Source organism: Pseudomonas sp. UYIF39, from assembly GCF_029963765.1.
Classification (GTDB): domain Bacteria; phylum Pseudomonadota; class Gammaproteobacteria; order Pseudomonadales; family Pseudomonadaceae; genus Aquipseudomonas.
Genome location: NZ_JALBYU010000007.1, coordinates 31,841 through 56,667, shown reverse-complemented (window position 1 = coordinate 56,667; position 24,827 = coordinate 31,841). Strand labels below are relative to the sequence as shown.

Below are 24,827 nucleotides of genomic sequence, written 5' to 3'. Positions count from 1 at the left end.
TGGCGCAGTGATTTTTCTCAGGGAGCGGTCGGTCACACTCGTTGCGCTCTAGTCATCCCTAAGGGGTACCGGCTTGGTTCGCTCGGATGACCTACTACAAAAATTGCGTACCATTGTCGGAGCAGCACGTTCTGCTTGATCAGTTCTTCCAGCAGGCAAAGCATAGGTGCACATTTGCCATTGCTCCAGCCACCGGCTGCTTCTGGCCCAGAGTGTGTAAAAACGCTTTCTTGAACCCTTGCTATGATTTCTGAGGATTTCATCGCAGGGATCGCCCATGAAGCGCTTTATCCAAGGTGAACATCGAGGCCAAGGCACCTTACTTCCCGAGAGCCTCGACGACTACGTCAGCGATACCAAACCGGTGCGCGTAGTCGACGTGTTTGTCGACGAACTCGACCTGGTCAATCTGGGTTTTGAAGGTGCCATTCCAGCCGATACTGGCCGGCCGGCTTACCACCCCGCAATCTTGTTGAAGATCTACATCTACGGCTATCTCAACCGCATCCAGTTGAGCCGGCGCCTGAAACGAGAAGCCCAGCGTAACGTCGAATTGATGTGGCTGACCGGCCGCTTGATGCCCGATTTCAAGACCATTGCCAACTTCCGAAAAGACAACAGCAAGGCCATCCGAGGCGTCTGTCGCCAGTTCGTCGTGCTGTGTCAGCAGTTGGGATTATTCGGAGAACATCTGGTCGCCATCGATGGCAGCAAGTTCAAGGCGATCAACAACCGCGACCGCAATTTCACCAGCGCCAAACTGAAGCGGCGAATGGAAGAAATTGAATCGAGTATCAACCGTTACCTGGCGGCACTCGATGCGGCCGATCGGCAAGAACCAACAGCTCCCGCGCCCAGCGCCGTGCGGCTGGAAGAGAAAATCGCCAAGCTCAAAACTCAAATGAAGGAGCTTCAGGCGATCGAAATCCAGCTCAATGAATCGCCGGATCAACAGGTCTCACTGACCGATCCAGACAGCCGCTCCATGATGACGCGCGGCACGGGAGTCGTCGGTTACAAGGTGCAGACAGCGGTCGATACCCAGAACCATTTGATCGTTGCGCACGAGGTGACCAACGTCGGTTCCGACCGCGATCAACTCAGCTCAATGGCCAAGCAGGCCCGCGAGGCGATGGCGGCAGATACGTTGTCGGTAGTGGCTGACCGAGGTTACTTCAAAAGCGAACAAATCCTGGCTTGTCACGATGCAGGCATCACCGCCTATGTGCCCAAGCCGATGACCTCTGGAGCCAAGACTGACGGGCGTTTCAATAACGATGCCTTCATCTATGACGCGGCAAAAAACGAATACATTTGCCCGGCTGGAGAGGCGCTGATCTGGCACCATTCCTACGTTGAAAAAGGCCTGAAGTTGCATCGTTACTGGAGTTCGACATGCCAAGGTTGCGCGTTGAAGTCGCAATGCACCCCGAGCACGGAACGACGAGTCCGAAAACGGACTGTTGAGCATCCCTTCGGGACGCTCAAACAATGGATGGGTGCGACGCACTTCCTGACCCGAAAGCTGGCCAGGGTGAGTACCGAGATGAGCTTGAATGTGCTGGCCTACAACCTGAAACGGGTCATGAAAATCATCGGTACCACTGGCTTGATGAAAGCGTTAACGGCGTAAAAACCGGTCTTTTTTGCCCCATCCCAAGGGCTTTAAGAAGCTGCTGAGCCGTTTTGACTGTCCCTGGAAACGTCGTGACCTTGATCGGTTTGTGAAGCGTGAACACGGTCGCCTAGCGTCGATATAGAAAACCCAATCTCACGTTTTTACACACACTCGGCCAGAAGCTGCCTGTCGCGAGTGGGCGCAATCGACCCTTTGTCGCCTCCCGACTGATCACACCTTTTAGGGTCTCTACTTCTAGTTAGGCCCTGTATATAAAGAGAGGAGCGCGCGATGAACAACGAACAGGCGGCACCTGAGACGAAAGGCGTTACGGTGACGTTACTTGCAGCCATTGACCTGGGTCCTGAGATCGAGGGTATGGCAGGGCGTCAACTTAGAATGCGCAAGGTGACCATCGAGCCTGGAGGCGTCTTCGGGCCGATTCACAACCATATCGACAGACCAGGCACCGTCTACATTCTGCAAGGAACGATCACTGACCATCGAAATGGAGTCGCCACGGATTATGGGCCGGGAGTGGGCTGGCCCGAGGACAGGAACACCACACACTGGCTTGAGAACAGAGGCGCGATTGCGGCGGTGGAGATCTCGGTCGATATTGTCCGGCAAGAGTAAGCACGGGACCAAAAGGGACCACCCATTAGCCGGTCTCAAGTCAGGGCTTGCCTCAACAGCAGTGGGCCTGAAGCGTCAGCGACAAACTGTCTGCCAGGCGCCTGGCCTGCTGATTCGCGTCCTCACGCGCGCGCCGATCAACGTCTTCCCCCAGGATGGTTTTCTCCACAATCACCGAATGCACATCCGTGACGCCGATAAATTTCAGCCAGGCTTCCACGTAGGGCTTCTGGAAGTCGAAGTGCTCCGCCGGTGTGCTCGACTGCGCCGAAAAATCCAGGCCGCGGGCGTACATCACCACGGCGAGTTTGTTGTGCAGCATGCCTTCCAGACCGCGTTCCGGGTCAACGCTGAACAGGATGTCTTTCTGCGATACCAGGTCGATGAAGTGCTTGAGTTTGTACGGGATGCTGAAATTCCACAGCGGTACGGACATCACGAGCACATCCGCGCGGTGCAGGTGACTGGCCAACGCTTTTAACGTGTTCCAGGCGTCTTGCTGTGCGGGGATCAACGGCGTGCCATTGAGCCCGGCGTATTTGGCCTCCATGGCCAAATCATCGAATTCCGGCAGAGCCATGTTCCAAAGGTCGAGGGTGATGATTTCGGTGTCCGGGGTGTTTGCTTGATAACGCGCAATGAAGCTGCGCGCGACTTCAAGGGAAGCCGAACGCTGTTTGCGTGGAGAACACTGAATATGCAGAAGAGTCTTCATGGCACACCTTGGATGATGGGGAGGCAGGGCAGGTGGGAGCATTGCAACATAGTTATATTTGAAATATAAATCGTAAATTACAACTCGATTGATCACGAATAAAACTATGTTCGATACTCTACTGCTCAAGACATTTGTCACCGTCGTCGATGAAGACGGCTTCAGCCGTGCAGCCCAGAAGCTGCACCTGACTCAGTCTGCCGTCAGTGGCCATGTGCGGCGATTGGAAGAACAGATCGGTAAACCCCTGTTGACGCGCACCACCCGTTCCCAGCAACTGACGGCCGATGGCGAGCGACTGGTCTCTTATGCGCGCACAATCCTCGCGCTGAACCGTGATGCCTGGACCGACCTGACACGCACGCCGTTTCACGGGCTGCTGCGGATCGGCGTGTCCGAAGATTTTGTCGAGTCTCGATTGCTGCGCACTGTTCAGGATTTCGCAGCGCAGTACCCCGGCATGAAGATCGAGGTGCAGGTGAACATTCCGGGTACGTTGCTGGCGCTGATGAAACAAGGGCATCTGGAGGTGGTCATCGGTTCGCTGTGCGAAACCAGCGAAACGGGGCTGTTGCTATGGCAGGAACCGCTGGTGTGGGCCTGGTCGGCGCAACCCGTCGCCCGGTTACCCACGCCGTTGCCGCTGGCCCTGTTCCCCGAACCGTGCCCTTATCGCGAGGCCGCGCTGACGAGGCTGGCGCAAGCGGGAATCGCCCAACGCACGGCGATGTTGTGCAGCAGCACTGCCGGGTTGCGAGCGGCGGCCCTGGCAGGCTTCGCGGTAGCGCCCATGCCGCTCAGTCAGTTGGGGCAAGGGTTGGCGGTGATTGGGGTAGAACAAGGGTTGCCGGAATTGCCGGATGCGCAATGTCGGCTGTTCACCTCGCCTGAAGCGGATCAGGCGATTGTGGCAGCGGTCACTCAGCTCATTGTGGAGTACTGCTCTAAGCGGAGGGCTTGATTGTCATTCCAAGGGCTTGCTTGATTGTCTCGGGTAGCGGTTATTATTGCAGTCCGTTAAACAGGATTGCTCAGGCACGAGCATTCCGTTCGCTACTTACAGAGTGCAATCCACGTACTCGCTCAGCAGCAAATCAAGGATGTGATCCCAGTGGGCAAAGAAATTATCTTAATGCGTCATGGTCAGCCGAATCTGGCTACGCTCGACAAGGTTTCAGCACTTGGTATGAAGCGCTGGATTGAGCAATACGACTTATCCGAAATTGTGAATCAGCCTGCCCCTAAAGCGAGTTTGGAGCTGGCCGTTACCGCCAAAGTAATTGTCTCAAGCAGCGCGCCCCGTGCGCTCACATCTATCCGGGCCTTTGGCCTTCAACCCGCCATCGTGGATGAGATTTTTTGCGAGGCGCAGTTACCCTATGGACGATGGGCATTGCCGCGACTTTCACCATTCACGTGGGCATTTATTCTTCGTGTTTTATGGTTGTGCGGTTTCTCCGGGAATGTTGAGTCTGCCCACAAGGCGAGGGTACGGGCCATTGGGGCAGCACAACGACTTCAGTCCCTTAGCTGTGAAGGCTCAGTTCTTCTGCTCGGTCATGGATTCATGAACCGAATGATTGCAAAGCAGCTGGAAGCTGCTGGATGGACTCGCCATACAAGTACCGGCAATCGATACTGGAGCGCTGCGACCTACCGAACGAGTCATAGTTGAGGCATAGATTTTGATTAGCCAAATGACGGATATTGCCTGGCGCGTATTCGGCAGACGCTTACAGTCCTATGGATGTTGGCGCAGCTCTTTGTTTGCGGACACAAAAAACGGGCGCCGTAATGGCGCCCGTTTTTTCGTTTATTCCGTTGCTTGAGCCCGCAAGCGTCGGCCGATCACATCCATCAAGTCACAGCCATCGCGTAACGGGATGGCCAGTAGTTTGGAAAAGTCCGAAAGCACCACTGTGTCGCAACCGAGCTCGGCGCGGAAGGCGATGTTTTCCAACACCTGCGTGACCGTGCGGATGCGGTAATCGGCCATGGCTTGCAGGACTTCGAGTGGGGCTTGGGTGTCGATGAGCAGGGAGGCCGGGATCAGGTCGATTCCGGTGAGGGGCATGTATCTTTCCATAGGGGAGATCTCATTCAGTTTGTTGAGACCGCCAACAGATCGTCGCCAAACGATAGGGTGGCAGTTGCGCGCAGGTTGGCGAACCGGGAATGAGAAACCGGCAGACCCGAAGGTCTCCCGCGCGCAACCGCCATAGTACAGCGGTTTTGCGGCTGCGACGACGCCTGCAAATGAGCAGACGGCCCTCGCACTCATATCTCGGGTCGCCAAACCCGAAATCGCCATTTTGGGCGACGAGAGGGACTATAGGCTTCATCAGAACGGCGGGAAAGGTGAGGGATTCCGAGGTTTGTGTAGGAATTTATATGGTGGTCCTAGGACCGTTACGGCCCTTCCTTGAGCGACTGCTATCGGCCCAGGCTGTGTAAAAATGCAGGCACCGTTTTAAAGTCAGCGTTGCTACGTAAAATCTGGCAGTCCTTGGTTAGCTAGCAGACCTGAAATTTGCGTAGGAACGCGATTTTCGTTCGGGTTCTGAACCTCAACCTTGCGCTAAAACGTTTTTACACAGCCTCGGCCAAAAGCTGCCAATCAATATGAGTAGAAAGCAGCCAGAAATGGTCAGAGGTTTTTCATAATGTTCAGCGAGTCGCTAGTCCATTGTGCGTTCGGGTTCAAAGCCTGCTGGCGATTTCCTTCCAGATGTAGGCGTAGTTGTATTTCAGCCAGCGAACCAGCACTTTATCGAACTGCCTGCGAAACCAATTTCGTTCTCTTGCTGCCAGCCTTTCCTCTATCGAGTCTCTGAGTATGTCAGGATCAAAGCCCGTCCATACCGGAGGCACAGCTGCTACAAGATTGGTGAAACACACCGGTGCGACCTCTGAATAAAGGATTTCGTACAGAATGCCAGGGTCGACGCCTCTGACCTTCTTCGCTACATAGTCATATTCGACGGGGAAATCGTTGAATGGCTCGGAGAGTGCGGCTCTGACCTTTGTCAGTTGTGGTTCAGTCAGAAGATGTCCCAATGTGTGAACTCCTCCAGTTCTTCATCCAGTGAGCTCGCCACCGCTTCGCCTGCGACACCACCGGCGACTGTCCCAGCCAAGACAACTGCAATTGCGCAAATGGGCATGGCAGGGCCACAAAGCGTGCTGACGCCCATCCCCGCGAGGATACCGCCCAACGCACCCGCACCAACAATGATGCCTTGGCGCGCCGCTTCTTTGGGTTTGTTTTCAGCATCCAATATTTGATAGGTGGCCAGAGCGGCGGTCACCAGAACGCCGAGCTTGCCCATGATCAGCATTTTTTTGGTGCCAGTCGTGAATTTGGCATTATCACGGCCCGAGGATTCCAGAATGGTGTAGTGGACCTTATTTTTTTCTACTTCTGAAAGGCTGTCGTAACCCTTTTGGAATAGGCTTTCAGCGTACATATCCAAGAGCGTTTTGAGCCCCTTTCCTTCCTTTTTCTTCCTTTGGACGATAGCCAAACCCTGCGCAGAGGTGAGTTTGCGATGTTCCATCATGATTTTGTTTCGCATCTCATGACTGAACTTCACACCTTCTTGCGCAGTGATCTTTCCAGCTTTCACGTCATCCCGAGTTTGCTGAGACATGCGATTGATGTTCCTGGTGTAGCTTGCCCTGACTTTTTCATCAGAGATGGCATCCAGAGAAAACCTCAGGGCAGTGCCCTCCATCAGCTCTAACGCACTATCGAGGGGCGAGTCTTGCAAGGCGTGCTCACGCTGAACGACATAGCTGCCGGTGACAATGTACGGCTCTGTCATAGGATGGTCCTTATCCTAGAATTTGGTTCAATAGACTCTCGGTGAGCGAGGGCGTCTCTGCGGATGCTTGCTCTTCAAACTTGAGCATCACGCACGTCGTGCCTGATGGGTTCGAAAATCTAACAGCGTTGTCCTTATCGAATACGCCGGGGAGCGATGAGCCGTCCTCAAAGTGCGCGGTGCACGATAAGCCCTCATAGCTTTCTTCAGCAGGGATTCTGAAGCCGATCCAGCTCGCGTAACCCGCCAACTACAACGCCGTCGTGGGTGCCACCAGTGTCGATGGTTGCGGCATTCTTGCCGTTGATGAACACAGTCGAAGACAGCCCTGATGAAAGCGCACTGCCGCACGTGCAGGTGTCGCCTTGACGTGCTGCGGAAAGTCCGTCGAAAAACACGTCGGGAGAGCCTGCCGCAATGGGATTAGTACCGTGCCCCGGCAACGGGCAACTGTATGGATCACTCTTACGCGCTGCTGGCTTAGCCACTATGACCTCCTGTCAAATCCGTGTGAGCGTCGTAACCTACCAGAACAGATCGCCCATTAGAAATCTCTGTGGTGATGGGCGCATGCAATGATCAGCGATCAGCGCCTGCATGAACTGATCAGCGCTTGAACCAAGAATTAACTATGGAGTGAAGAAAAAGCTGCATTTGATTGCAAAGGTCAAGGGCAGCAATCGGCCCAGAGTGTGTAAAAACGCGTCGCCAAAATTGAAGTGTGCGCATCTACGTTAAATCTGAAATTTATCGGCACGTCAGCAGATGTGGATTTTGCGTAGAAGCGCGATTTCCAGTCTGGTTTTGAGTACCTGTCGCGCTGAAAAACGTTTTTACACAACCTCGGCCACAAGCGGTCATTCCTGACCGCTTGCAAGCGGCCTTACGATTGCACTGTATGGGTCGTTACCGGCCGGTCAAAACGCTCATCGATCGCCGGCCCGCACGGCGCTGTTCTAAACAGACTCTGGGCTGGTCTTGCTGATCAAGGTATCTGCCAGTCCGCCAGCCGGATAAAACTGCGCTTGGGATTTGCCGGCCCTTTTGGCACGATAAAGTGCCTCATCGGCCTTAGCCAAAACGTCAGCGAAATCACCCTCGGTCCACACTGCGCCGCCAATGCTACAGCCAACCCTGATCACCGCGCCCGCGAGCGGGACCGGTTCTGCAATCGTTTTGATGATGCGCTGCGCAGCGCTCTGCACATGTCCCAGTGATTCGCCGGCCTTCAACCGCAGCAGCAGAACGAACTCGTCACCGCCGTGGCGGACTGCGATATCGCCATCGCGCACGGTGGCTGACAGACGCAGGCCGACTGAATGTAGCAGGGCATCCCCAACAGTATGACCAAAGCAATCGTTCACGGGTTTGAAGCCATCGAGGTCCAGGCATAGCACGCCGAAGGCAGGCTGCTGACCGGGTTCTCTTTGTAGACTCTTGACGTAGTTGTCCAACGCAGCACGGTTGGGCAGACCCGTCACGGTGTCCCGATAGGCAACGCCCCTGATAAGTGCCAACTGACCCTTCTTTTGCGTCAGTTTCTCAACCAGATGCCGAATGACTATGCTCAGTTTTTCAACTTCCAGACTGCCTTTGACCAGCGGAATGTCGACATCAGCGCCCTCGGAGAGGCTGGTGGCCGCCTCGGCAATCTGGTTGAGCGGTCGAGTGATGACGCCTGCCACGAACCATCCCAGCACGGCGAAGGTGATGGACAGTAGACTGCCCCACAGCAGTATTTCAACGCGCAGTCCGTTTGCCTCAGCAAAAGCGACTTTCGCTGGCTGACGCGTAACAACGGTCCAGCCCAGCCCAGGGTAACCATCAATACCGGTGCTTTCGGCAGCCCCCACCACGTATGTGTTTCCATCCTGCCACTCGCTGACCGTCCAGCGGGTGTTGCTTTTGTTATCAATGCCGGCCTCACTCGGTTTGCCGATCAGTTGTTTGGGGCCGAGCAAGACAATCCCGTCTTTGCTGATGACCAAGAACTCCACACCCGGAAGACTTTTCTTCAACGGCTCGAACATGGTCCGGCCTATTTCCGCCGCCCACTGCCAAGACAGGTGAGTGGCCAGTACGCCGATGAAGTTTCCGGTCTTGTCCAGTACTGGCATGCTGATATCGACGAACTTCATGGCTTCACCCGATGGGTTGGGTAAGAGCTTTGCGAGCATCACTGCTTCGTGCACGTCACCTACGAACGTCTTGTCCCTCCCCTCCACGAACACGGGTCGGTGCGCAATGCTGAGCCCTTCAAGCAGACGCCCGGTCGAAGCGACAACCGTGCCTTGGGCGTCGGTGAGGCCAATCCAAGAATAGCTGGGGAACTGAGCGTTGAGGTGGTTGAGCAGGCTCCGGGCTTCTGCGACGTTCTGCGGATTGCGCAGGGCCTCCATTGCACTCAGCACGCTGAGTTCCTTGGCGCGGCTGTGCATGTCACGATCGAGACGGTCAATCATCGAGGCGGCGTATTCCGCCAACTGATGCCCAGTCTGTTCCTTGTGCCTGGAAATCGCGGACGCGCCGATGACACTGCCGAAGATACACGTGATGACCAGCACGGAGAGCGCGACGACGACTGCAAATTTCGCTCGTAGGCTTTGGAAGGGTAGCATCTGCATGGGGAATCACCTGGCATGATCAAACGCCTTAGATCCAAGGCATTCTTAAAAAGATATCGGCGGGCATCACGGTTTTCTTAAGACGCTTTCGATCCAAATCTGACATACCGCTTGGAATTGTTCCTGTGTCACGCTAGCAAAGAAATACACCCGCAAAAATTGAAAGGGCTGCAATCCGTTGCATAGAGAGAACTCTGGTTATTAATTAGTGGATGTAGCAGCGCGTTGAGCGTCAATGAAGCAGTAGGGGGCTAGCTGTTTCGAGCGGAAAGGAGTGACTGCTTTTGGCCCAAGCTGTGTGAAAACGTTTTAGAGCAGATTTTACGGTGAATACCAGAACGAATATCGCGTTCCTACGCAAAATTCAGGTCTGCTGATTAACCAAGCACTGACAGATTTTACGTAGCAACGCAGACTTCAAAACGGTGCCTGCGTTTTTACACAGCCTGGGCCGAAAGCTGACATCGTCCATACTCTCTAAATCTTCGAAATGGGAGCGCGTTAGCTTCAGCTCCCTAGCGTAGAATTTCCAAAACACGAGCCAACCCCGAGACGGACCCTCAATGCAAACCCCCGCCACCCAACACCCCCTCTGGAAAACCTACCTCCTTTTCCTCGCCCCCATGGTCCTCTCCAATTTTCTCCAATCCATGTCAGGCACCATCAACAGCATCTACATCGGCCAAATGCTCGGCACCCAAGCCTTGGCTGCCGTCTCGGGCATGTTCCCCATCGTCTTCTTCTTCATCGCCCTGGTCATCGGCCTCGGCGCCGGCGCGGGCGTGCTCATCGGCCAAGCCTGGGGCGCGCGTGAACCGCATCTGGTGAAAACCATCGCCGGCACAACCTTGCTGTTAGGCGCAATGATCGGCCTGACAGCGGCAGTACTCGGCAGCGTGTTCGCAAGGCCAGCCCTGCAAGGCTTGGGCACACCGGCCGACGTCATCGACGACGCCGTGTCCTACGCCCACGTGATGATGTGGATCATGCCGTCGCTCCTGGTCTACGTGCTGTTCACTCAACTACTGCGCGGGGTGAGCGATACGGTGTCGCCGCTGATTGCGTTGGTGGTGTCGACCTGTATCGGGTTGGCGCTGACGCCGGCGTTGATTCGGGGTTGGTTCGGGTTGCCGATGATGGGGATTCAGAGTGCGGCGTATGCGGGGTTGGCGGGTAATTTGTCGGCGATGGGGTGGCTGGCGTGGCGGTTGATTCGCAAGGGGCATCCGTTGGCGCCGGATCGGGAGATGTTTGCGGCGATGCGCCTGGATCTGGTGATTCTCGGCAAGGTGTTGCGCATCGGGTTGCCAACCGGGTTGCAGATGGTGGTGTTGTCGGTTTCGGAGTTGGTGATTCTGGCGCTGGTGAATCAGCACGGTTCGCAGGCGACGGCGGCGTATGGGGCGGTGACGCAGATCGTCAATTACGTGCAGTTTCCGGCGCTGTCGATTGCGATCACGGCGTCGATCCTTGGCGCTCAGGCGATTGGAGCAGGGCGCCTTGAGCGCATGGCACCGATTCTGCGCACGGGGCTGTTGATCAATGTGTGCCTGACCGGTGGCTTGGTGGTGTTGGGTTATCTGTTGTCGCACTGGTTGCTGGGGTTGTTCCTCACGGATGATTCCACCCGGACGATGGCGGAACACCTGTTGCACATCATGCTCTGGAGCCTGTTGGTGTTCGGTTTCCAGGCGATCGTCGGTGGCATCATGCGCGCCAGCGGCTCGGTGCTGGTGCCGATGGCGATTTCGATTGTTTGCGTGGTGCTGGTGCAATTGCCGGTGGCGTATGCGTTGGATGCGCGGTTCGGGTTGCAGGGTGTGTGGATGGCGTTTCCGGTGGCGTATCTGGGGATGCTGGTGTTGCAGACGGCGTATTACAAAATGGTCTGGCAGCATCAGAAGATTGAGCGGTTGGTGTAGGCGAGGAGGTAAAAGTACTGAACATGCAGATGATTAAAGTAGACGATAACGGCCTGGATCATCTCCGTGATGCGCTGACCCGAGCGAATTTGCCCTGCGACGATGTCAGTGAACCTGACCGGCAGTTTTACCGTTTCGAAGTGGCGGGCCAATGGGTGGCTTTTGGAGGGCTGGAGGGTTCGGCTCCCGACATGTTGCTTCGCTCCATTGGTGGTGTGTGATGAGCGTCGTGGAAAAGGTTTGGGCAAGCGGATGCTGCTTGCGCTGGAGCAGTGTGCGGCCTCCCAAGGCGTACTCCGACTGCACTTGTTGACGCAAGGGGCTGCCGGTTTTTTCGCAGCCAATGGTTATGAACGGGTCGACAGGCAGGAGGCGCCTGCCGCCATCACCCAAACAGCCCAGTTCAAGCATTTATGTCCGGTGTCTGCGATCTATCTACGAAAAACGTTAAGTGCGCCGATTGAATAGATCGGTGACGTTGCTCAAGCCGCTCAACTCAAAACGACAACTTCGGTCCCAGGTAAGCATTGGCACTGGCGATGTCGTCATCCCCTAACGCACCCACATTGGCAGCCAGCCGCAGTTTGGCCAGCAGGTAGCGCAGTTTCGCTTCGAACAGGTCACGGCGGGCGGTGTAGATCTGTTCCTGGGCGTTGAGGATGTCAACGTTGGTGCTGGTGCCGGCGAGGAAGCTTTTTTTCGAGGACTCCAGTGAACGCTCACTGGATTTGACGGCTTTTTCCAGGGCGCGGATGCGCGCTGCACCGCTCTGCACCCCGCGAAATTCGCGGGTGGTGCCGGAGATGATTTCCTCGCGGGTGGCGTTCAGGTCTTCTTCGGCCTGATCCCGGGTGGCGACACTTTGACGGGCGCGGGCGCTGACGTAGCCGCCGCTGTACAACGGAAAGTTCAGCTCCACCCCGGCGGAGCTGTAGCGGTTGCGCTGGCTTTGGGTCGACAGGGTTTCGCTGTCGGCGGCGGTGTAACCCAGCACCAGATCAAGGGTTGGCCAGTGACCGGCTTTGGCCTTGGCGACTTCTTCATCGGCGGTGTTGACGTTCAAGCGTCGGGCGCGGATCGAGGGGTTGTCGGTGCCGGCGCGGATGATCCATTCCTGCAGGTTGTCGGGTTGCAGAGGAGGCGTCGGGAAGGTGTCCTGCAGGGTGGCGATTTCATCGGGCGTCTGGCCCAGGTATTCCTGCAACAGACGCCGGGCCACGGTCACGCTGTCCTCGGCCTCGATCAACTCGGCCTGGGCCAGGTCGCGACGGGCCGCCGTTTCGTCGACGTCGGTGATGGTGCCGTCCCCCAGGTCTTTGCGTCGTTGGGTTGAGGCCATTTGTTCATTGAAAGAGTTGAGTTTGGCCGTCGCCAGCACCACGGTTTCGTGGGCCAGCAGTACGTCGAAGTAGCGCCCGGCCAGTTTCACGGCGGCATCCTGCGCCTTGCTGTCGAACACCGCCACACCGTACTCGGCCTGATATTTGCCTTGGCGATATTCGGCTGTTTTCTGCTTGTTGAAGAGCGGCTGGCGTAGTTGCAGGGTCGCCCCCCGCGAGTTGTAGTTCAGGTCGTTGGTTTGGCTGTTGCCGAAAAAGTCCGGTTGTTTTTGCGTGCCATTAATGTGGTTGTCGAAGGCGGTAATGCCGATTTTCGGCAGCAGCCCGGATTGGCCAATAGCGCGGTTTTCCAGGGCGGCATCTCTTTCGTGCCCGGCAGAAAGGTAGGTAGGGCCCTGGAACTGCATCAAGTTCCAGGATTCGCGCAGGTCTAGCGCCGCCACCGGCTGAGCCAGGCACAGCAACGTGGTGAAACCAACAATACGACGGCCGCTGCTCACGTCACTGCTCCTTGAACGCGCTGTTGACGCGGTCAAGTAACGGCTTCAACAGGTAGCTGAGCATGTTGCGCTCACCGGTCTTGATGGTGACCGAGGCGGGCATTCCCGCACGTATATGGTTGCTGCTCAGCATGGCCATGCCGGCTGGCGTCACTTCGATCTGTGCCAGGTAATAGGGCTGTTTATTGTCGTCGCTAACCAGGCGGTCGGCGGAAATGGTCAGCACCTGGCCCGGAATGTTCGGTGTTTGCACGTGATTGAACGCGGGGAACGAGATGGTCACCGGCAGGCCAGGCGTCATGCGGTCGATGGCTTGCACCGGAATCATCGCATCGATCTGTAACGGTTCGTGGGCTGGCACGATTTCCATGATCTTGAACCCGGGAGCAATCACGCCGCCGATGGTCGACACGTTCAGGCCCTGGACAATACCGTCGATGGGCGAGCGGATTACCGTGTGCCGGACCTGATAATCCAGGGCCTGCAAACGGTCGGTGAGGGCGCTGTTTTCTTTTTGCACGTCGGCCAATAGCGACTGCACTTCCTTGCGATAGTCGAACTTGCGCTGAAGGATGTGCAGCTTGATATCGGTGACCTGGCCCCGCACCCTGGCAATGTTGTTGAGGTTGTCGGCTTGCGAGGCGTTGAGGTCAGACCCGGTGCGTTCGAGTTCGAGCATATGGTTGCGGGGTACATAGCCTTCGGCGGCGAGTTGGCGGACCCCGACGAGCTCCTGATTGAGAAACCCGAGTTGCTCCGAGCGGGCGCTGTAGATGTGCTGCAAACCCTTGATCTGTGCTTCGGCGGAGTTGAGCGACTCACGCAGGATGCCAATCTCGCCCTCAAGGCTGGTACGGCGTGTGACGAATAGTTCACGTTGCAGGTTGATGGCGTCGTTCAGGTGATCGTTGCCGATGTAGCGCTGCAACATGGCAGGGTCGAAGACCACATCGGCGGCGCCGTCGCGTTCGGCCTCCAGGCGGTCTTCCATTGCTTTGGTGGCGATGTACTGCGCGTTCACCACCCCTTGTTCCGAGCGTGCCTGGGTGGCGTCAAGCCGCACCAGTTCCTGATCCTTGCTGACGCTGTCGCCTTCGCGCACCAGAATCGCTTCGACGCTGCCGCCGGTGAGGTGCTGGATGGCTTTGCGGTTGCTGGTGACCTTGACCGTTGCAGTGGCGACGATGCCGGCGTCCAGCGGTGCCAGCCATGACCAGAGCAGAAATCCGCCAAAGCCGAGGATCACCAGCATCACGCCCCAACGTACCGGGCGATGGTCGTCGACATCGATATTGGCCGCTGCGCGCACCAACTCCTGGCTACGCGGATCGAGACTCAAGGCGCCCATTTATTCTCTCCCGCGAACGGCTGACAGGGTCGGTGCGCCCACGGTCGGTAGCACGCTGGTTTGACGCAGTGCAGCAAACACTTCGTCCCTGGGGCCGAACAATTGCGTGCTGCCTTCACGCAGCATCAGGACTTTGTCGACGGTGCCGAGGATGCTCGGGCGGTGGCTGATCAGCACCGTGGTGCACCCCCGGGATTTGAGGTCTTCAAGTACCTCGATCAGGGCTTTTTCCCCGGCGTCGTCGAGGTTGGCGTTCGGTTCATCAAGCACGATGATCGACGGCTCGCCGTATAGCGCACGGGCCAGGCCGATGCGCTGGCGTTGCCCACCGGACAGCGGGTTGCCGTCGACATCCAGGGTGGTGTCGTAACCATGGGCAAAGCGCAGGATCATGTCGTGCACACCGGCCCGTTTGGCCGCCACGATCACCGCGTCACTGTCGACCTCGCCGAAGCGGGCGATGTTGTCGGCGATGGTGCCTTCGAACAGTTCTACGTCCTGGGGCAGGTAACCGATCCAGGGGCCGAGTTCTTCCTTGTTCCACAGGTAGACGTCCACACCGTCGAGCCGCACCTTGCCACTTTGTGCCGGCCAGATCCCCACCAGCAGGCGTGCCAGGGTTGATTTGCCTGACGCGGACGGGCCGATGATGCCCAAGGATTCGCCCGGCGACAGGCTGAAGTTCGGCCCGCGAATGATCGATTGGCTCATACCCGGCGCCCCGGCGTGCAGATGCTCCACCGAAAGCATGCCCAATGGCCGTTGCAGCTTCATTGAATCGGCTCGGGGCGCAAATTCTTGCAGCAGTTGCTTGAGCCGCGACCAGGCGCGACGGCTGGTCAGCAGTTGCTTCCAGGCGCCGATCAGTTGCTCCACCGGTGCTAGCGCGCGGCCGCTGAGGATTGAGCAAGCGATCATCATGCCCGGCGTAATCGAGCCTTCGATCGCTAACAAGGCGCCGGTACCGAGGATCAGTGATTGCAGGGTGATCCGCACGAAACGCCCCAGGCCACTGATGTAGGCTGCCCGGTCGGAGGCCAGGGTTTGCATCTCCAGAATCCGCAGGTGACTGCCGAACCAGCGTTGGGTGATAGCTGGCAACATGCCCATGGCTTCGATGACTTCGGCGTTGCGTAGATTGTTGTTGGCGAAGGTGCCCGAGATTTGTGACGCCAGATTTGCCTCGTTCAACGGCTTTTTGGTGGCGACTTCAGTGAGCCAGGTCAGGGACACCAGAATCAGCGAACCGCACAGGGTGACGATGCCGAGCAACGGGTGGATCAAGTAGGCGACGAACAGGTAAATAGGCGTCCACGGCGCATCGAAGAACGCGAATAAGCCATTGCCGGTCAGAAATTGCCGTACCTGCGCCAGGTCTTGCAGGGCCTGGGCCGGGTTGCCTCCGGCGCGCTGCAAGTTGCGCTCGAACGCGGCGGTAAAGACACGACGGTTCAGGGCCATGTCCAGCCGGTTGCCCACCCGGATCAGCACGCGGGTGCGCACCACTTCCAGCATGGCCAGCAAGGTGTACAAACCGATCATCAGAAGGGTCAGCATCAGCAGCGTCGTGACATTGCTGCTGACCAGCGCCCGGTCATAGACCTGCAGCATGTAGATAGCCGGCGCCAGCATCAGCACGTTGATGACACCACTGAACCCGGCCAGCGAATAGAACGTATGGCGCAGCCGAAAAAGAACCTCGGCTATCTCGGATCGCTGCTGGGTTTTCTTGGCCATCGGAAGGTCCCCGTGCCGTGGATTTATGTACCTTAGCGTAGGGGAACGACTGTTGGTCGGATGAAGGGGCGACCTGGGTTTTTAGTGCAGATGTTTTTTTGACGCTTTTTGCGGCTTTTAAAAACAATAGGTTGGCGTATTGTTTTGGGGTGGTTGTAATGATGATTGCTTATTGACGGGTGAAAATAGCCCGACTTAAGTCTAATTTTGATGGCGAATCCTGCGGCACTTCCGACCGGCGTCCAGCTTCCTTGCGGGTTACCTGCTATTAATCAATGAGTATTCGAATACTTGGTCCTTTCAGGAGCTTGTCATGAACCCATACATCCGGATTGGCATTGCCGATGATCATCCTTTGTTGCGTGAAGGCGTTGCCAATACGCTGAGGAAAAGGGCGGATTTCCAAGTCGTGGAGCAGGGTGGCAGCGCGGATGAAGCGCGGACCATCGCTATACGAATGAGACCAGATGTGATGTTGATGGACGTCAATATGCCGGGCGATGTGTTTGCCGCCGTGCGGTTCATTTCCACCCAGCTACCGGACGTAAAGGTGCTGATGCTGACGGTTTCGGAGTCTGAAGATGACGCCTATTCGGCGCTTGAAGCCGGTGCGCGCGGCTATGTTTTGAAAGGTGTGAGTGGGCCGGATCTGGTGCTGGCGATCCGTTCGATCGCCAGGGGCGATACTTACATCACCCCCGAATTTGCCAATAAGCTGTTAAGCAACTTCAAGAAACATGAAGCCGAAGTTCGCAAGATCGACCTCACCCATCGAGAGGAACAGATCATTCGTGAGGTCTCAAAGGGCCTGACTAATAAGGAAGTGGCATCAAAGCTGTTGATCAGCGAAAAAACCGTCAAGTACTACATGACCTGCGTGATGCAGAAGCTGCATGCACGCAATCGTGTCGAGGCGGTAACGGCCCTTCGGCGTTATTGGGAACGCGAGGCCGTAGGGCGCCTGCACATCGGGGCGGGTACTCACGCCGATGCCTAGGGTGGCTCCTGACTAGAGCTTGAATTGTGCATTCACCAACGTGCCTGCGATGGACGATTCGATGCTGAACAGCCCGCCCAAAGATTCAACACGATAGCGCAAACCGGCCAGCCCCAGTCGGGTTCTGCCCTCTGTCTCGACCACCATGGCGTCAGCCGCCATGCCCGGCCCACTGTCCTTGACGCTGATGCATAACAGCCCGTCGATGTAATCGGCGGTGATGGCTTGGCCTTGACCTTGGGCATGGCGGTAGGCGTTGTTGAGGGTTTCCTGCACAAACCGGTAAAGACAGAGTTTGAGTGGCAGTGACGTAACCTCGGGCAGCGGCCCCAGCGTTAATTTGACCTTGGTGCCGGTGCGTTGCTCGTGTCGCTGCGCCACCAGTTGCAACTCCTCCGGCAGACTCAGGTCATTGATTTCCGGAAGTGCCAACCCCCGCGACAGATCCCGCACCTCACGTAACGCATCGGTGGCGGCACCGCGGATGGTTTCCAGGGACTCCTGATCGACCGCCGTGCAGTTTTCAGCCAGGTCATCGAGGCGGATCAGAATCAGCGTCAGCAATTGAGCCGGGCCATCGTGCAGGTCTGCTCCGATACGGCGCAGGGTGAGCTCGTTGATGCGTGAAAACTCTTGAGTCGCCGTGGTCATCTTGCGCTGAAGCACGGCATTGCTGATGTGCAACCGGGTTTGCTCCAGCAGTCTTAACCGCAACGCTACTTGCTGGCGCTGGATGATCTTGTCGCCGCGTCGAACCAGGAAGAACAGCAACGTCAACATCGCCAGCGTTGCGGCCCCGACGACCATCCACACTTGCTGGCGGATCCGGTTGATTTCCTGCTCCAGGCTTGCCGCCATTTCATAGAATTCGCCCACCGCGATGATTTTCCCGGTGTTGAACTCTCGCAGCGGCGCATAAATTTCATAGAGCGGCACGTTCAGCTTTCGCTCGAATTTGTTCTCTTCCTGATCCAGGTTCTCAAGGTCGGTGACCACGTTGCCCTTGAGCGCATCGGCGATTTCATCCATCGGGAATTTGTGATTGGTGATCGATTTGTCGGTGCTGTAAACCACTGTGCCGTCCGCACGCCAGATCTTGATCGAGACGATGTGCCGTTTCAGCGAACGGCTTTCCATCAGGCGGTCCAGGGATTTGACGCTTGAGGGCGACAGTCCGTTATCGCGACTCATCTCCTGAACATAGGGTTCCAGAAATGCTTCCATGTAGTGGGCGCCGGCCTCTGCTGCGCTTTGCACAGCAGCCCGCTCTATTCGCGCACTCACCAGTTTGCCGACAAAAAACATCGTCAGTCCCAGGATCAGTGCGGCGGCAATCACGAACTGCGTAGAGCGGCTGAGGTTGCGCGCCCGGGCCTTGAACCGGGTGCGCCAGATTGCCTTGCGACCACCCTCGTTAGCCGGGGGAGGCTCGACCAAAGTCTCAATCCGATCACCGACAAAAGTCTCGTTTTTTGATTCGACTTTTGCATCTTTTGCCATTGGTTCGGTTCCCTGATCATCGTGATAAGTCGGTTAGAAAACCCTGCACCTCAACGGATATCTGGAGATTGCCATGTATGAGCTAAAGCGCTTCACCCTCAATCAGAACGATATTTCGTTTCTTGAGCAGCAGGTTACGTTTCCGACCATTCATGTCGTGGGCTATAACGCCGCCGGTGAACCGCTTTATGGTTACAGCGGTTCGGACGGCAATGTCCATGTGCTCGGGATTCTCGGCAGTTTCAACCCGCTGGATATCCCGGCCGGCGAAACCCGCTGGTACAACGGCGCACGGGACCCGATCGGCTTGCGCGATGTTTCCGGCCACTTCAACAACCTGACCCAGGACGGTCAGGCCTGGGGTAGCTTCGGTCAGAACTTCATTCGCCTGACCCACTCGGACTACACGCATTACGTTCACCAAAACCTGGGTAACGCTGCGTTGGCCGGGCCAGGCGTTCCCGTCGGCGCCACACCCATGACTGACAGTAGTTCACTGTATAGCGATCCGACAGCTTCGCTGGTGGACTACACACCACGGATGATCAGCCAGACCATCGTCAGGGGCGGGGTGACCTTCGCCACCGATACCAACGGGCACATCCAGCACACCGCCACAGGCGTGGCGATCGTCACTAATCCGGGCATCCTCGGCACTATTGGCGAAGTCGATACCACGTCGCCGGATTCAGGCCAGTACTACATTCGCAACCAGAACACCGTCAGCGGCGACCCATCGACGACCGGCTGGTTCACCTTGTTCGGGCAGTTCTTCGACCACGGGCTGGACTTCATCAACAAGCCCAACCAGAACGCCACGATCACCATTCCCCTGGCGCCGAATGATCCGTTGTACGGCTCGATTGGCCCGGACGGGCAGCCGGTTTATTCGATCAAGGTGCACCGCGCCTCGGTCAGCGAAGTGGACGGGCAAGGCCAGGCGCAATACGTCAACCTCGACTCCCCGTACATCGATCAGAACCAGACTTACGGCTCCAACGACGCGGTGACTCAGTTGCTGCGTCAGTGGGTGGCAGACCCCAATCACCCTGGCCAGTCCATCGCCGGGGCAGCGCTGTTCGACGGCACGACCTTAAGTGACGACGCCGCGTGGACCCTCAACGGCGTGCTGACCCACCAGACCCTGCCGACCCTGAGCGAACTGCGCGCCCATGTGCTGGCAACCGGTCGTGACGACCTGACCTGGGACGACATCGCCAACTTTCGCGTGCGCGATGCCAACGGCCATGTGCTGGATGCCGACCCGAATACCGCCGGCGTGCAAGTGGTGTATACCCGCGAAGCGATCCTGCTGGACATGAACCCGCACTTCGACGATCTGCATATCGATCAAGCGAAGCTGATGTCGCTGGATCCCCTCATCAAGAGCATCACTTTCGATGCGAACAACCCGTATGGAATGGTCTTCAACTACGACTCCGGGTCGAAAAACCTGTTCAGCTTCGTCAACTTTGCCGACTTCTCCATCAGCGCCGCGCCCGGCAGTGCCGATTTTGCGGTGGCCAACGAGTTGCTGCTGCAATCGGTGGGCGATCACTACATTGCCGGTGACGGTCGGGTGAACGAAAACTTCGGCCTGACCGCGATTCACCACGTCTTCCACGAAGACCACAACGTGCAGTTGATCAACCTGCAGAACGAGGTGCTGGGGCAGACCGATGTCAATGTCCGGCACAACTGGCAGGTACACGTCAGCAACGGCAGCGGCGGTTTTTACACCGATGCGAACGGCAACTTCACCCTGGCCGATGGCGTGACGGTATCCTGGGATCAGGACAAGCTGTTCTACGCCGCCAAACTGACCGTGGAAATGGAATACCAGCACGTCGCGATCGACCAGTACGCCCGGCTGATCACTCCGGACCTGCCAGAGTTCGTGACCTACGACTCGGGCATCAATACCAACATCTCGCTGGAATACGGTCAGGCCGCGTTCCGCTTCGGCCACTCGCAACTGCGCGAAACCATCGATGCCCTGGAAAAAAATGCTGGTGGCTACGACCTGACCGGCGCGATCACCCACTATGCGCTGGAGCAGGCTTTCCTCAATCCAGGCGGTTTCGCCGATATCGGGCCGACGGCGATTGCGTTGGGCATGACCCGGCAGATCAGCAACGAAATCGACGAGTTCGTCACCCCGGCCCTGCAACAAGGCTTACTCGGTCAGCCACTGGATCTGGCGACCATCAACCTGGCCCGTGGCCGCGACCTGGGCCTGCCGACCCTGAACCAGGCGCGTCAGCAGATTCACGATGCACTGATTGCCGAGCGGGCGTCGCCAGCCGGTGCGCAGCACCACACCAACCTGATTGTGGACGGCCTGACGCCCTATACCAGCTGGAGTGACTTCGCCAACAACATGATTCACCCCGAATCCCTGGTGAACTTCATCGCGGCCTATTCCTTCGACGGTGACAAGGCCCACGCCCAGGCGATCATCGATGCCGATGTCTCGGGCGTCACCGTCAACTATGCCGGTGGCAGCGTCACGGCCGAACAGGCGGCGTATTTCCTTTCCGGTGCGGCGGATGCCAACGGCAATCATGTGGCCGGCTACGACGGCTACAACGCGATCGATCTGTGGATTGGCGGCCTGGCGGAAAAACACGTCTACACCGGACAACTGGGCACCACCTTCAACGCCATCTTCGAGGATCAGATGGAACGGTTGATGGACGGTGACCGTTTCTACTACCTGTTCCGCCTCGACCTCGGCTTGCCGGCGATGACCAACCTCAACGAGCAGGTGGTGACCGAGCAGTTCAAGGACATCATTGAGCGCACCACTGATGCCCGGCACCTGGCCGGTGATGTGTTTGGTTACGCCGATAGCTATATCGAGCTGAGCTACACCGACTCCGGCGCCAGTGCCACGGCGTACAAGAGCGAGCACAAATACGGGACGTTGATTGCGACCAACCATATGGGGGTTTATTCCACCGGTGGTGGTGGCGGCATCGGCGGTAACGGCCTGCTGATAAGCCTGGCCAGTCCGGAAACCCATGCGACGCAAACCTACATCCGCGACTATCGTCTGGACCAGGGGCAGAACCCCGATGGCACTGCCGCGGTGGGTTACAACTCCCATGAAGTGCTGGTCGGGACCGACTACAACGATTGGCTCGACGCCGGTGACGGTGACGATACGATCTACGGCGAAGGGGGCGACGACATCCTTGATGGCAAGTCCGGCGCGGACCATATCTACGGCGGCGACGGCAACGATGTGATCTATGGCGGTGATATCGAAGACTTCCTCGACGGTGGGGAAGGGGACGACACTATCTATGCCGGGACCAGCGCCGGTGCCCTTGATGTGGTGATTGGCGGCGGGGGTAACGATCATCTGTACGGCGAAGCCGGTATCGACGAAATTTACGGTGGCGCTGGCAATGACTACATCGATGCGGGTGGCGACACCGACCTGGTGCACGGCGGTGACGGCAACGATGAGATCTACGGCGGCGACGGCCCGGACATTCTGTTCGGTGAAGACGGCGACGACATCATTTCCGGCGGCTCCACCGGTGACCAGGAGTTCGGCGGTGCGGGTGACGACATTCTGCTGCCGGGTCTGGGTGGCGCCCCTGGCCAGGGTGACGGCGATGAAGCCCTTGGCGACGTGGGCTTCGATATCGCGGCGTTCAGCGATGTGAACATTGCCCTGGATGCAGCAGCCGACCTCAACAACCAAAACATCGTGGCGGCGCCGGGCACCGCTGTGCTGTTCCAACCGTTCAACGCCTTGCTGACCGACATAGAAGGCCTGGTCGGTTCACGCTTCAGCGACAGTCGGCCGAACACGGTCACCCCGGCCAATACTTTGGCGGGCCTGATCGGTAATGCCACGGAAAACTGGCTGATTGGCGGCAGCGGTGACGATGTCTCCCAGGGCAACGGCGGCAATGACGTGATTGTCGGTGACTCGATCAAGCTTGCCGATCTGAATCACCTGCTCGCCAGTCAAGGGTTTGCCGAGCATTTCACCGGTTTGCAGGCCGCCCGCCCCGACTTCATTCTGGGCGATAACCATCAAGCAGCCGGCACCGCTGATGGTGCGGCGGACACGGCGATATACTCTGGCAACTACGCCAATTACAGCATCACCAAGTTCACCGACACCCGGCCGGGTGGCGAGTTGATCACGGCGTTCAAAGTGGTGGATTTGCGGGTCGGTGCGGCTAACATCGATGGCACCGATATCGTGATCGGTGTGGAGAAACTGCGTTTCGCCGACCGCACGGTCAACCTGAACATCACCAACCATCTGCCAACCGGCAATGTGGTGCTGTCGGGTTATGCCACCGCACCCACCACCCCAAGTCGTCCGGTGCCCGCCCAATATCGGCTGACCGCCAACACCTCGGCCATCCAGGACGCCGACGGCTTGCCTGGGCCAAGTGGGTTCTCCTATCAGTGGCAAGCACTGGTGGGGGCGACCTGGTTGAGTATTGCTGGGGCGAATGCTTCGACCTTTGCACCCACCTCGGCGCAGTTCGGCCAGCAGTTGCGGGTCGTCACCACTTACACCGATAACAGCGGCACGGTGGAACAACTGACGTCCGACCCTTCGGAAGCGGTAGGGCGTTTCATCGAAGGCACTAACTCATTCTTCTTCGGGGATACGCTTAACGGCACCAGCTATCAGGACATTCTGTTGGGCTACTCGGGTAACGATGTGCTCAATGGCGGTGCGGGTGCCGACTTGCTCGATGGCGGCACTGGCAACGACACGATGCGTGGCAATGCCGGCAACGACACCTACATGGTCAATGCCAATGGCGATGTGGTTCAGGAAAATCTGAACGAGGGCACCGATACCGTGATGTCGTCGGTCAGCTACACCTTGGGTGCCAACGTCGAGAACCTGACCTTGCTGGGCTCGAACAACATCAACGGCACCGGTAATGCGCTGGACAACGTGATCACTGGCAACAGCGGCAACAACCAACTCAGCGGGCTGGCCGGCAACGACACAGTCTTTGGTGAGGCAGGCAACGACACGATGCTGGCTTCGCTGAATGACGGCAACGACCACTATGACGGTGGCACGGGCACCGACACCTACGATTTGTCGGCCACATCGGCGCCAGCCACGGTCGATTTGCTCGTTGGCACGTCTACCAGCACCCAAACCGGCAACGATTCCCTGACCGGGATCGAGAACGTCACCGGTAGCTCTGGCGATGATCACATTCAGGGCGACGGCGTGAGCAACGTGTTGCAAGGCCAGGGTGGCAATGACTGGATGGACGGTGGCAGCGGCGACGACACCCTGGTCGGTGGGCAAGGCCTGGACAGCCTGTTCGGTGGCCTTGGCAATGACACTTTCCGGGCGTCAGCCAATGACGGCAACGACAGCTACGACGGCGGTGGCGACACCGATACCTATGACTTGTCAGGGACCTCGGCCAACGCCACGGTCAACTTGTCCACTGGCCTGGCCAGCAGTTCGCAAACCGGTAACGACACGTTGACTGGCGTCGAAAATGTCATCGGCAGCAGCGGCACCAACAGCCTGACCGGCGACAACGCCAATAACGCGCTGACCGGGCAGGGCAGCATCGACACCTTGAGTGGTGGTGGCGGTGCCGACACATTGACCGGCAATGGCAACCGCGACACGTTGACCGGCGGTGCGGGGGCGGACATGTTTGTGTTCAGCTCGATCAACGACTCGGGTACTTCGGCCGCAAGTCGTGACGTGATCACCGACTTTGCGCAGGGTACCGACCACATCGATCTGTCCCTGATCGATGCCCGGACCTCCGGCGCAGGTTCCGCCGGCAATCAGGACTTCACCTTCCTCGGCGAGTGGAATGGCGCCGGCACCGAGTTCAACAACCAGGCGCAATTGAAGTACCACTTCGTCAATGTCGGCGGGGTCGATCACACCTATGTGGAGGGCAATGTGAACAGCGGCAGTGGCGCCGATTTCCAAATTGATCTGGTCGGGCATATCGCCCTGACAGCGAGCGATTTCGTCGGCGTGGTTTAGGTCGTCAACCCGTAAAGGGCGCCCCTTTGGCTAGCGGGCGCCCTTTG

Annotated in this window: 18 protein-coding genes and 1 pseudogene; 9 read left to right on the top strand and 10 right to left on the bottom strand. The window is 57.7% G+C overall.

Going from position 1 to position 24,827, the window contains the following annotated elements:
- Positions 1–277 precede the first annotated feature (277 nt).
- Both MO767_RS11465 and MO767_RS11460 read left to right on the top strand, forming a co-directional pair.
- Positions 278–1,633, top strand: coding sequence for an IS1182 family transposase (locus MO767_RS11465; protein WP_282480579.1), 1,356 nt, complete (start codon positions 278–280; stop codon positions 1,631–1,633).
- 276 nt (positions 1,634–1,909) lie between these two features.
- A complete protein-coding gene (locus MO767_RS11460) occupies positions 1,910–2,254 on the top strand; it encodes a cupin domain-containing protein (RefSeq protein ID WP_282480578.1) in 345 nt (114 codons plus the stop codon).
- Positions 2,255–2,306: 52 nt separating this feature from the next.
- On the opposite strand, the gene MO767_RS11455 is transcribed toward MO767_RS11460, so the two are convergent.
- Complete coding sequence (locus tag MO767_RS11455; RefSeq protein WP_282480577.1) at positions 2,307–2,969, bottom strand: NAD(P)H-dependent oxidoreductase; 663 nt, start codon at positions 2,967–2,969, stop codon at positions 2,307–2,309.
- Positions 2,970–3,075: 106 nt separating this feature from the next.
- Here MO767_RS11455 and MO767_RS11450 point away from each other — a divergent pair, with 106 nt between their 5' ends.
- Positions 3,076–3,930: a LysR substrate-binding domain-containing protein gene (locus MO767_RS11450; protein ID WP_282480576.1), complete on the top strand. Its 855-nt coding sequence runs from the start codon at positions 3,076–3,078 to the stop codon at positions 3,928–3,930.
- Positions 3,931–4,080: 150 nt separating this feature from the next.
- On the top strand, positions 4,081–4,644 hold the full coding sequence (locus MO767_RS11445) for a histidine phosphatase family protein (RefSeq protein ID WP_282480575.1): 564 nt from the start codon (positions 4,081–4,083) through the stop codon (positions 4,642–4,644).
- A 138-nt stretch (positions 4,645–4,782) separates the two neighbouring features.
- Here the strand turns inward: MO767_RS11445 and MO767_RS11440 are convergent, their stop codons facing one another.
- The 5 genes and pseudogenes from MO767_RS11440 to MO767_RS11420 all read right to left on the bottom strand — a co-directional run bounded on the left by MO767_RS11440 (position 4,783) and on the right by MO767_RS11420 (position 9,417).
- Positions 4,783–5,055, bottom strand: a complete 273-nt coding sequence (locus MO767_RS11440; RefSeq protein ID WP_282480574.1) for a hypothetical protein — start codon at positions 5,053–5,055, stop codon at positions 4,783–4,785.
- Positions 5,056–5,669: 614 nt separating this feature from the next.
- Positions 5,670–6,026, bottom strand: a complete 357-nt coding sequence (locus MO767_RS11435; RefSeq protein WP_282480573.1) for a hypothetical protein — start codon at positions 6,024–6,026, stop codon at positions 5,670–5,672.
- Positions 6,011–6,793: a hypothetical protein gene (locus MO767_RS11430; RefSeq protein WP_282480572.1), complete on the bottom strand. Its 783-nt coding sequence runs from the start codon at positions 6,791–6,793 to the stop codon at positions 6,011–6,013. The genes MO767_RS11435 and MO767_RS11430 overlap by 16 nt, the downstream gene beginning before the upstream one ends.
- A gap of 10 nt (positions 6,794–6,803) precedes the next feature.
- Positions 6,804–7,281: pseudogene (locus MO767_RS11425) on the bottom strand (PAAR domain-containing protein).
- A gap of 468 nt (positions 7,282–7,749) precedes the next feature.
- Positions 7,750–9,417 (bottom strand): GGDEF domain-containing protein, encoded by a 1,668-nt coding sequence (locus tag MO767_RS11420; RefSeq protein WP_282480571.1) that lies wholly within the window; start codon positions 9,415–9,417, stop codon positions 7,750–7,752.
- A gap of 563 nt (positions 9,418–9,980) precedes the next feature.
- Here MO767_RS11420 and MO767_RS11415 point away from each other — a divergent pair.
- The 3 genes from MO767_RS11415 to MO767_RS11405 are packed head-to-tail and all read left to right on the top strand — an operon-like array spanning position 9,981 to position 11,807.
- Positions 9,981–11,339, top strand: a complete 1,359-nt coding sequence (locus tag MO767_RS11415) for an MATE family efflux transporter (protein ID WP_282480570.1) — start codon at positions 9,981–9,983, stop codon at positions 11,337–11,339.
- A 23-nt stretch (positions 11,340–11,362) separates the two neighbouring features.
- Positions 11,363–11,560 carry a hypothetical protein gene (locus MO767_RS11410; RefSeq protein ID WP_282480569.1) on the top strand — a complete coding sequence of 66 codons (198 nt, stop codon included), beginning with the start codon at positions 11,363–11,365 and terminating at the stop codon, positions 11,558–11,560.
- Positions 11,561–11,579: 19 nt separating this feature from the next.
- A complete protein-coding gene (locus MO767_RS11405; protein ID WP_282480568.1) occupies positions 11,580–11,807 on the top strand; it encodes a hypothetical protein in 228 nt (75 codons plus the stop codon).
- Between the two features lie 28 nt (positions 11,808–11,835).
- Here MO767_RS11405 and MO767_RS11400 read toward each other — a convergent pair whose 3' ends face one another.
- Genes MO767_RS11400 through MO767_RS11390 form a run of 3 tightly spaced genes read right to left on the bottom strand, consistent with a single transcriptional unit; the run spans position 11,836 to position 16,264 of the window.
- The gene (locus MO767_RS11400) at positions 11,836–13,179 is read right to left on the bottom strand and encodes a TolC family outer membrane protein (protein ID WP_282480567.1); all 1,344 of its coding nucleotides are present in this window, start codon (positions 13,177–13,179) and stop codon (positions 11,836–11,838) included.
- A 1-nt stretch (position 13,180) separates the two neighbouring features.
- On the bottom strand, positions 13,181–14,527 hold the full coding sequence (locus MO767_RS11395) for an HlyD family type I secretion periplasmic adaptor subunit (protein WP_282480566.1): 1,347 nt from the start codon (positions 14,525–14,527) through the stop codon (positions 13,181–13,183).
- The gene (locus MO767_RS11390) at positions 14,528–16,264 is read right to left on the bottom strand and encodes a type I secretion system permease/ATPase (protein ID WP_282480565.1); all 1,737 of its coding nucleotides are present in this window, start codon (positions 16,262–16,264) and stop codon (positions 14,528–14,530) included. It abuts the gene before it with no gap.
- Between the two features lie 313 nt (positions 16,265–16,577).
- Here MO767_RS11390 and MO767_RS11385 point away from each other — a divergent pair, with 313 nt between their 5' ends.
- Entirely contained in the window at positions 16,578–17,261 is a 684-nt protein-coding gene (locus MO767_RS11385; protein ID WP_282480564.1) for a response regulator transcription factor, read from the top strand.
- Between the two features lie 12 nt (positions 17,262–17,273).
- Here MO767_RS11385 and MO767_RS11380 read toward each other — a convergent pair whose 3' ends face one another.
- Positions 17,274–18,761, bottom strand: coding sequence for a histidine kinase (locus MO767_RS11380; RefSeq protein ID WP_282480563.1), 1,488 nt, complete (start codon positions 18,759–18,761; stop codon positions 17,274–17,276).
- Positions 18,762–18,834: 73 nt separating this feature from the next.
- On the opposite strand from MO767_RS11380, the gene MO767_RS11375 reads away from it, so the two are divergent.
- A complete protein-coding gene (locus tag MO767_RS11375; RefSeq protein WP_282480562.1) occupies positions 18,835–24,780 on the top strand; it encodes a peroxidase family protein in 5,946 nt (1,981 codons plus the stop codon).
- The last annotated feature ends 47 nt before the right edge of the window (positions 24,781–24,827 follow it).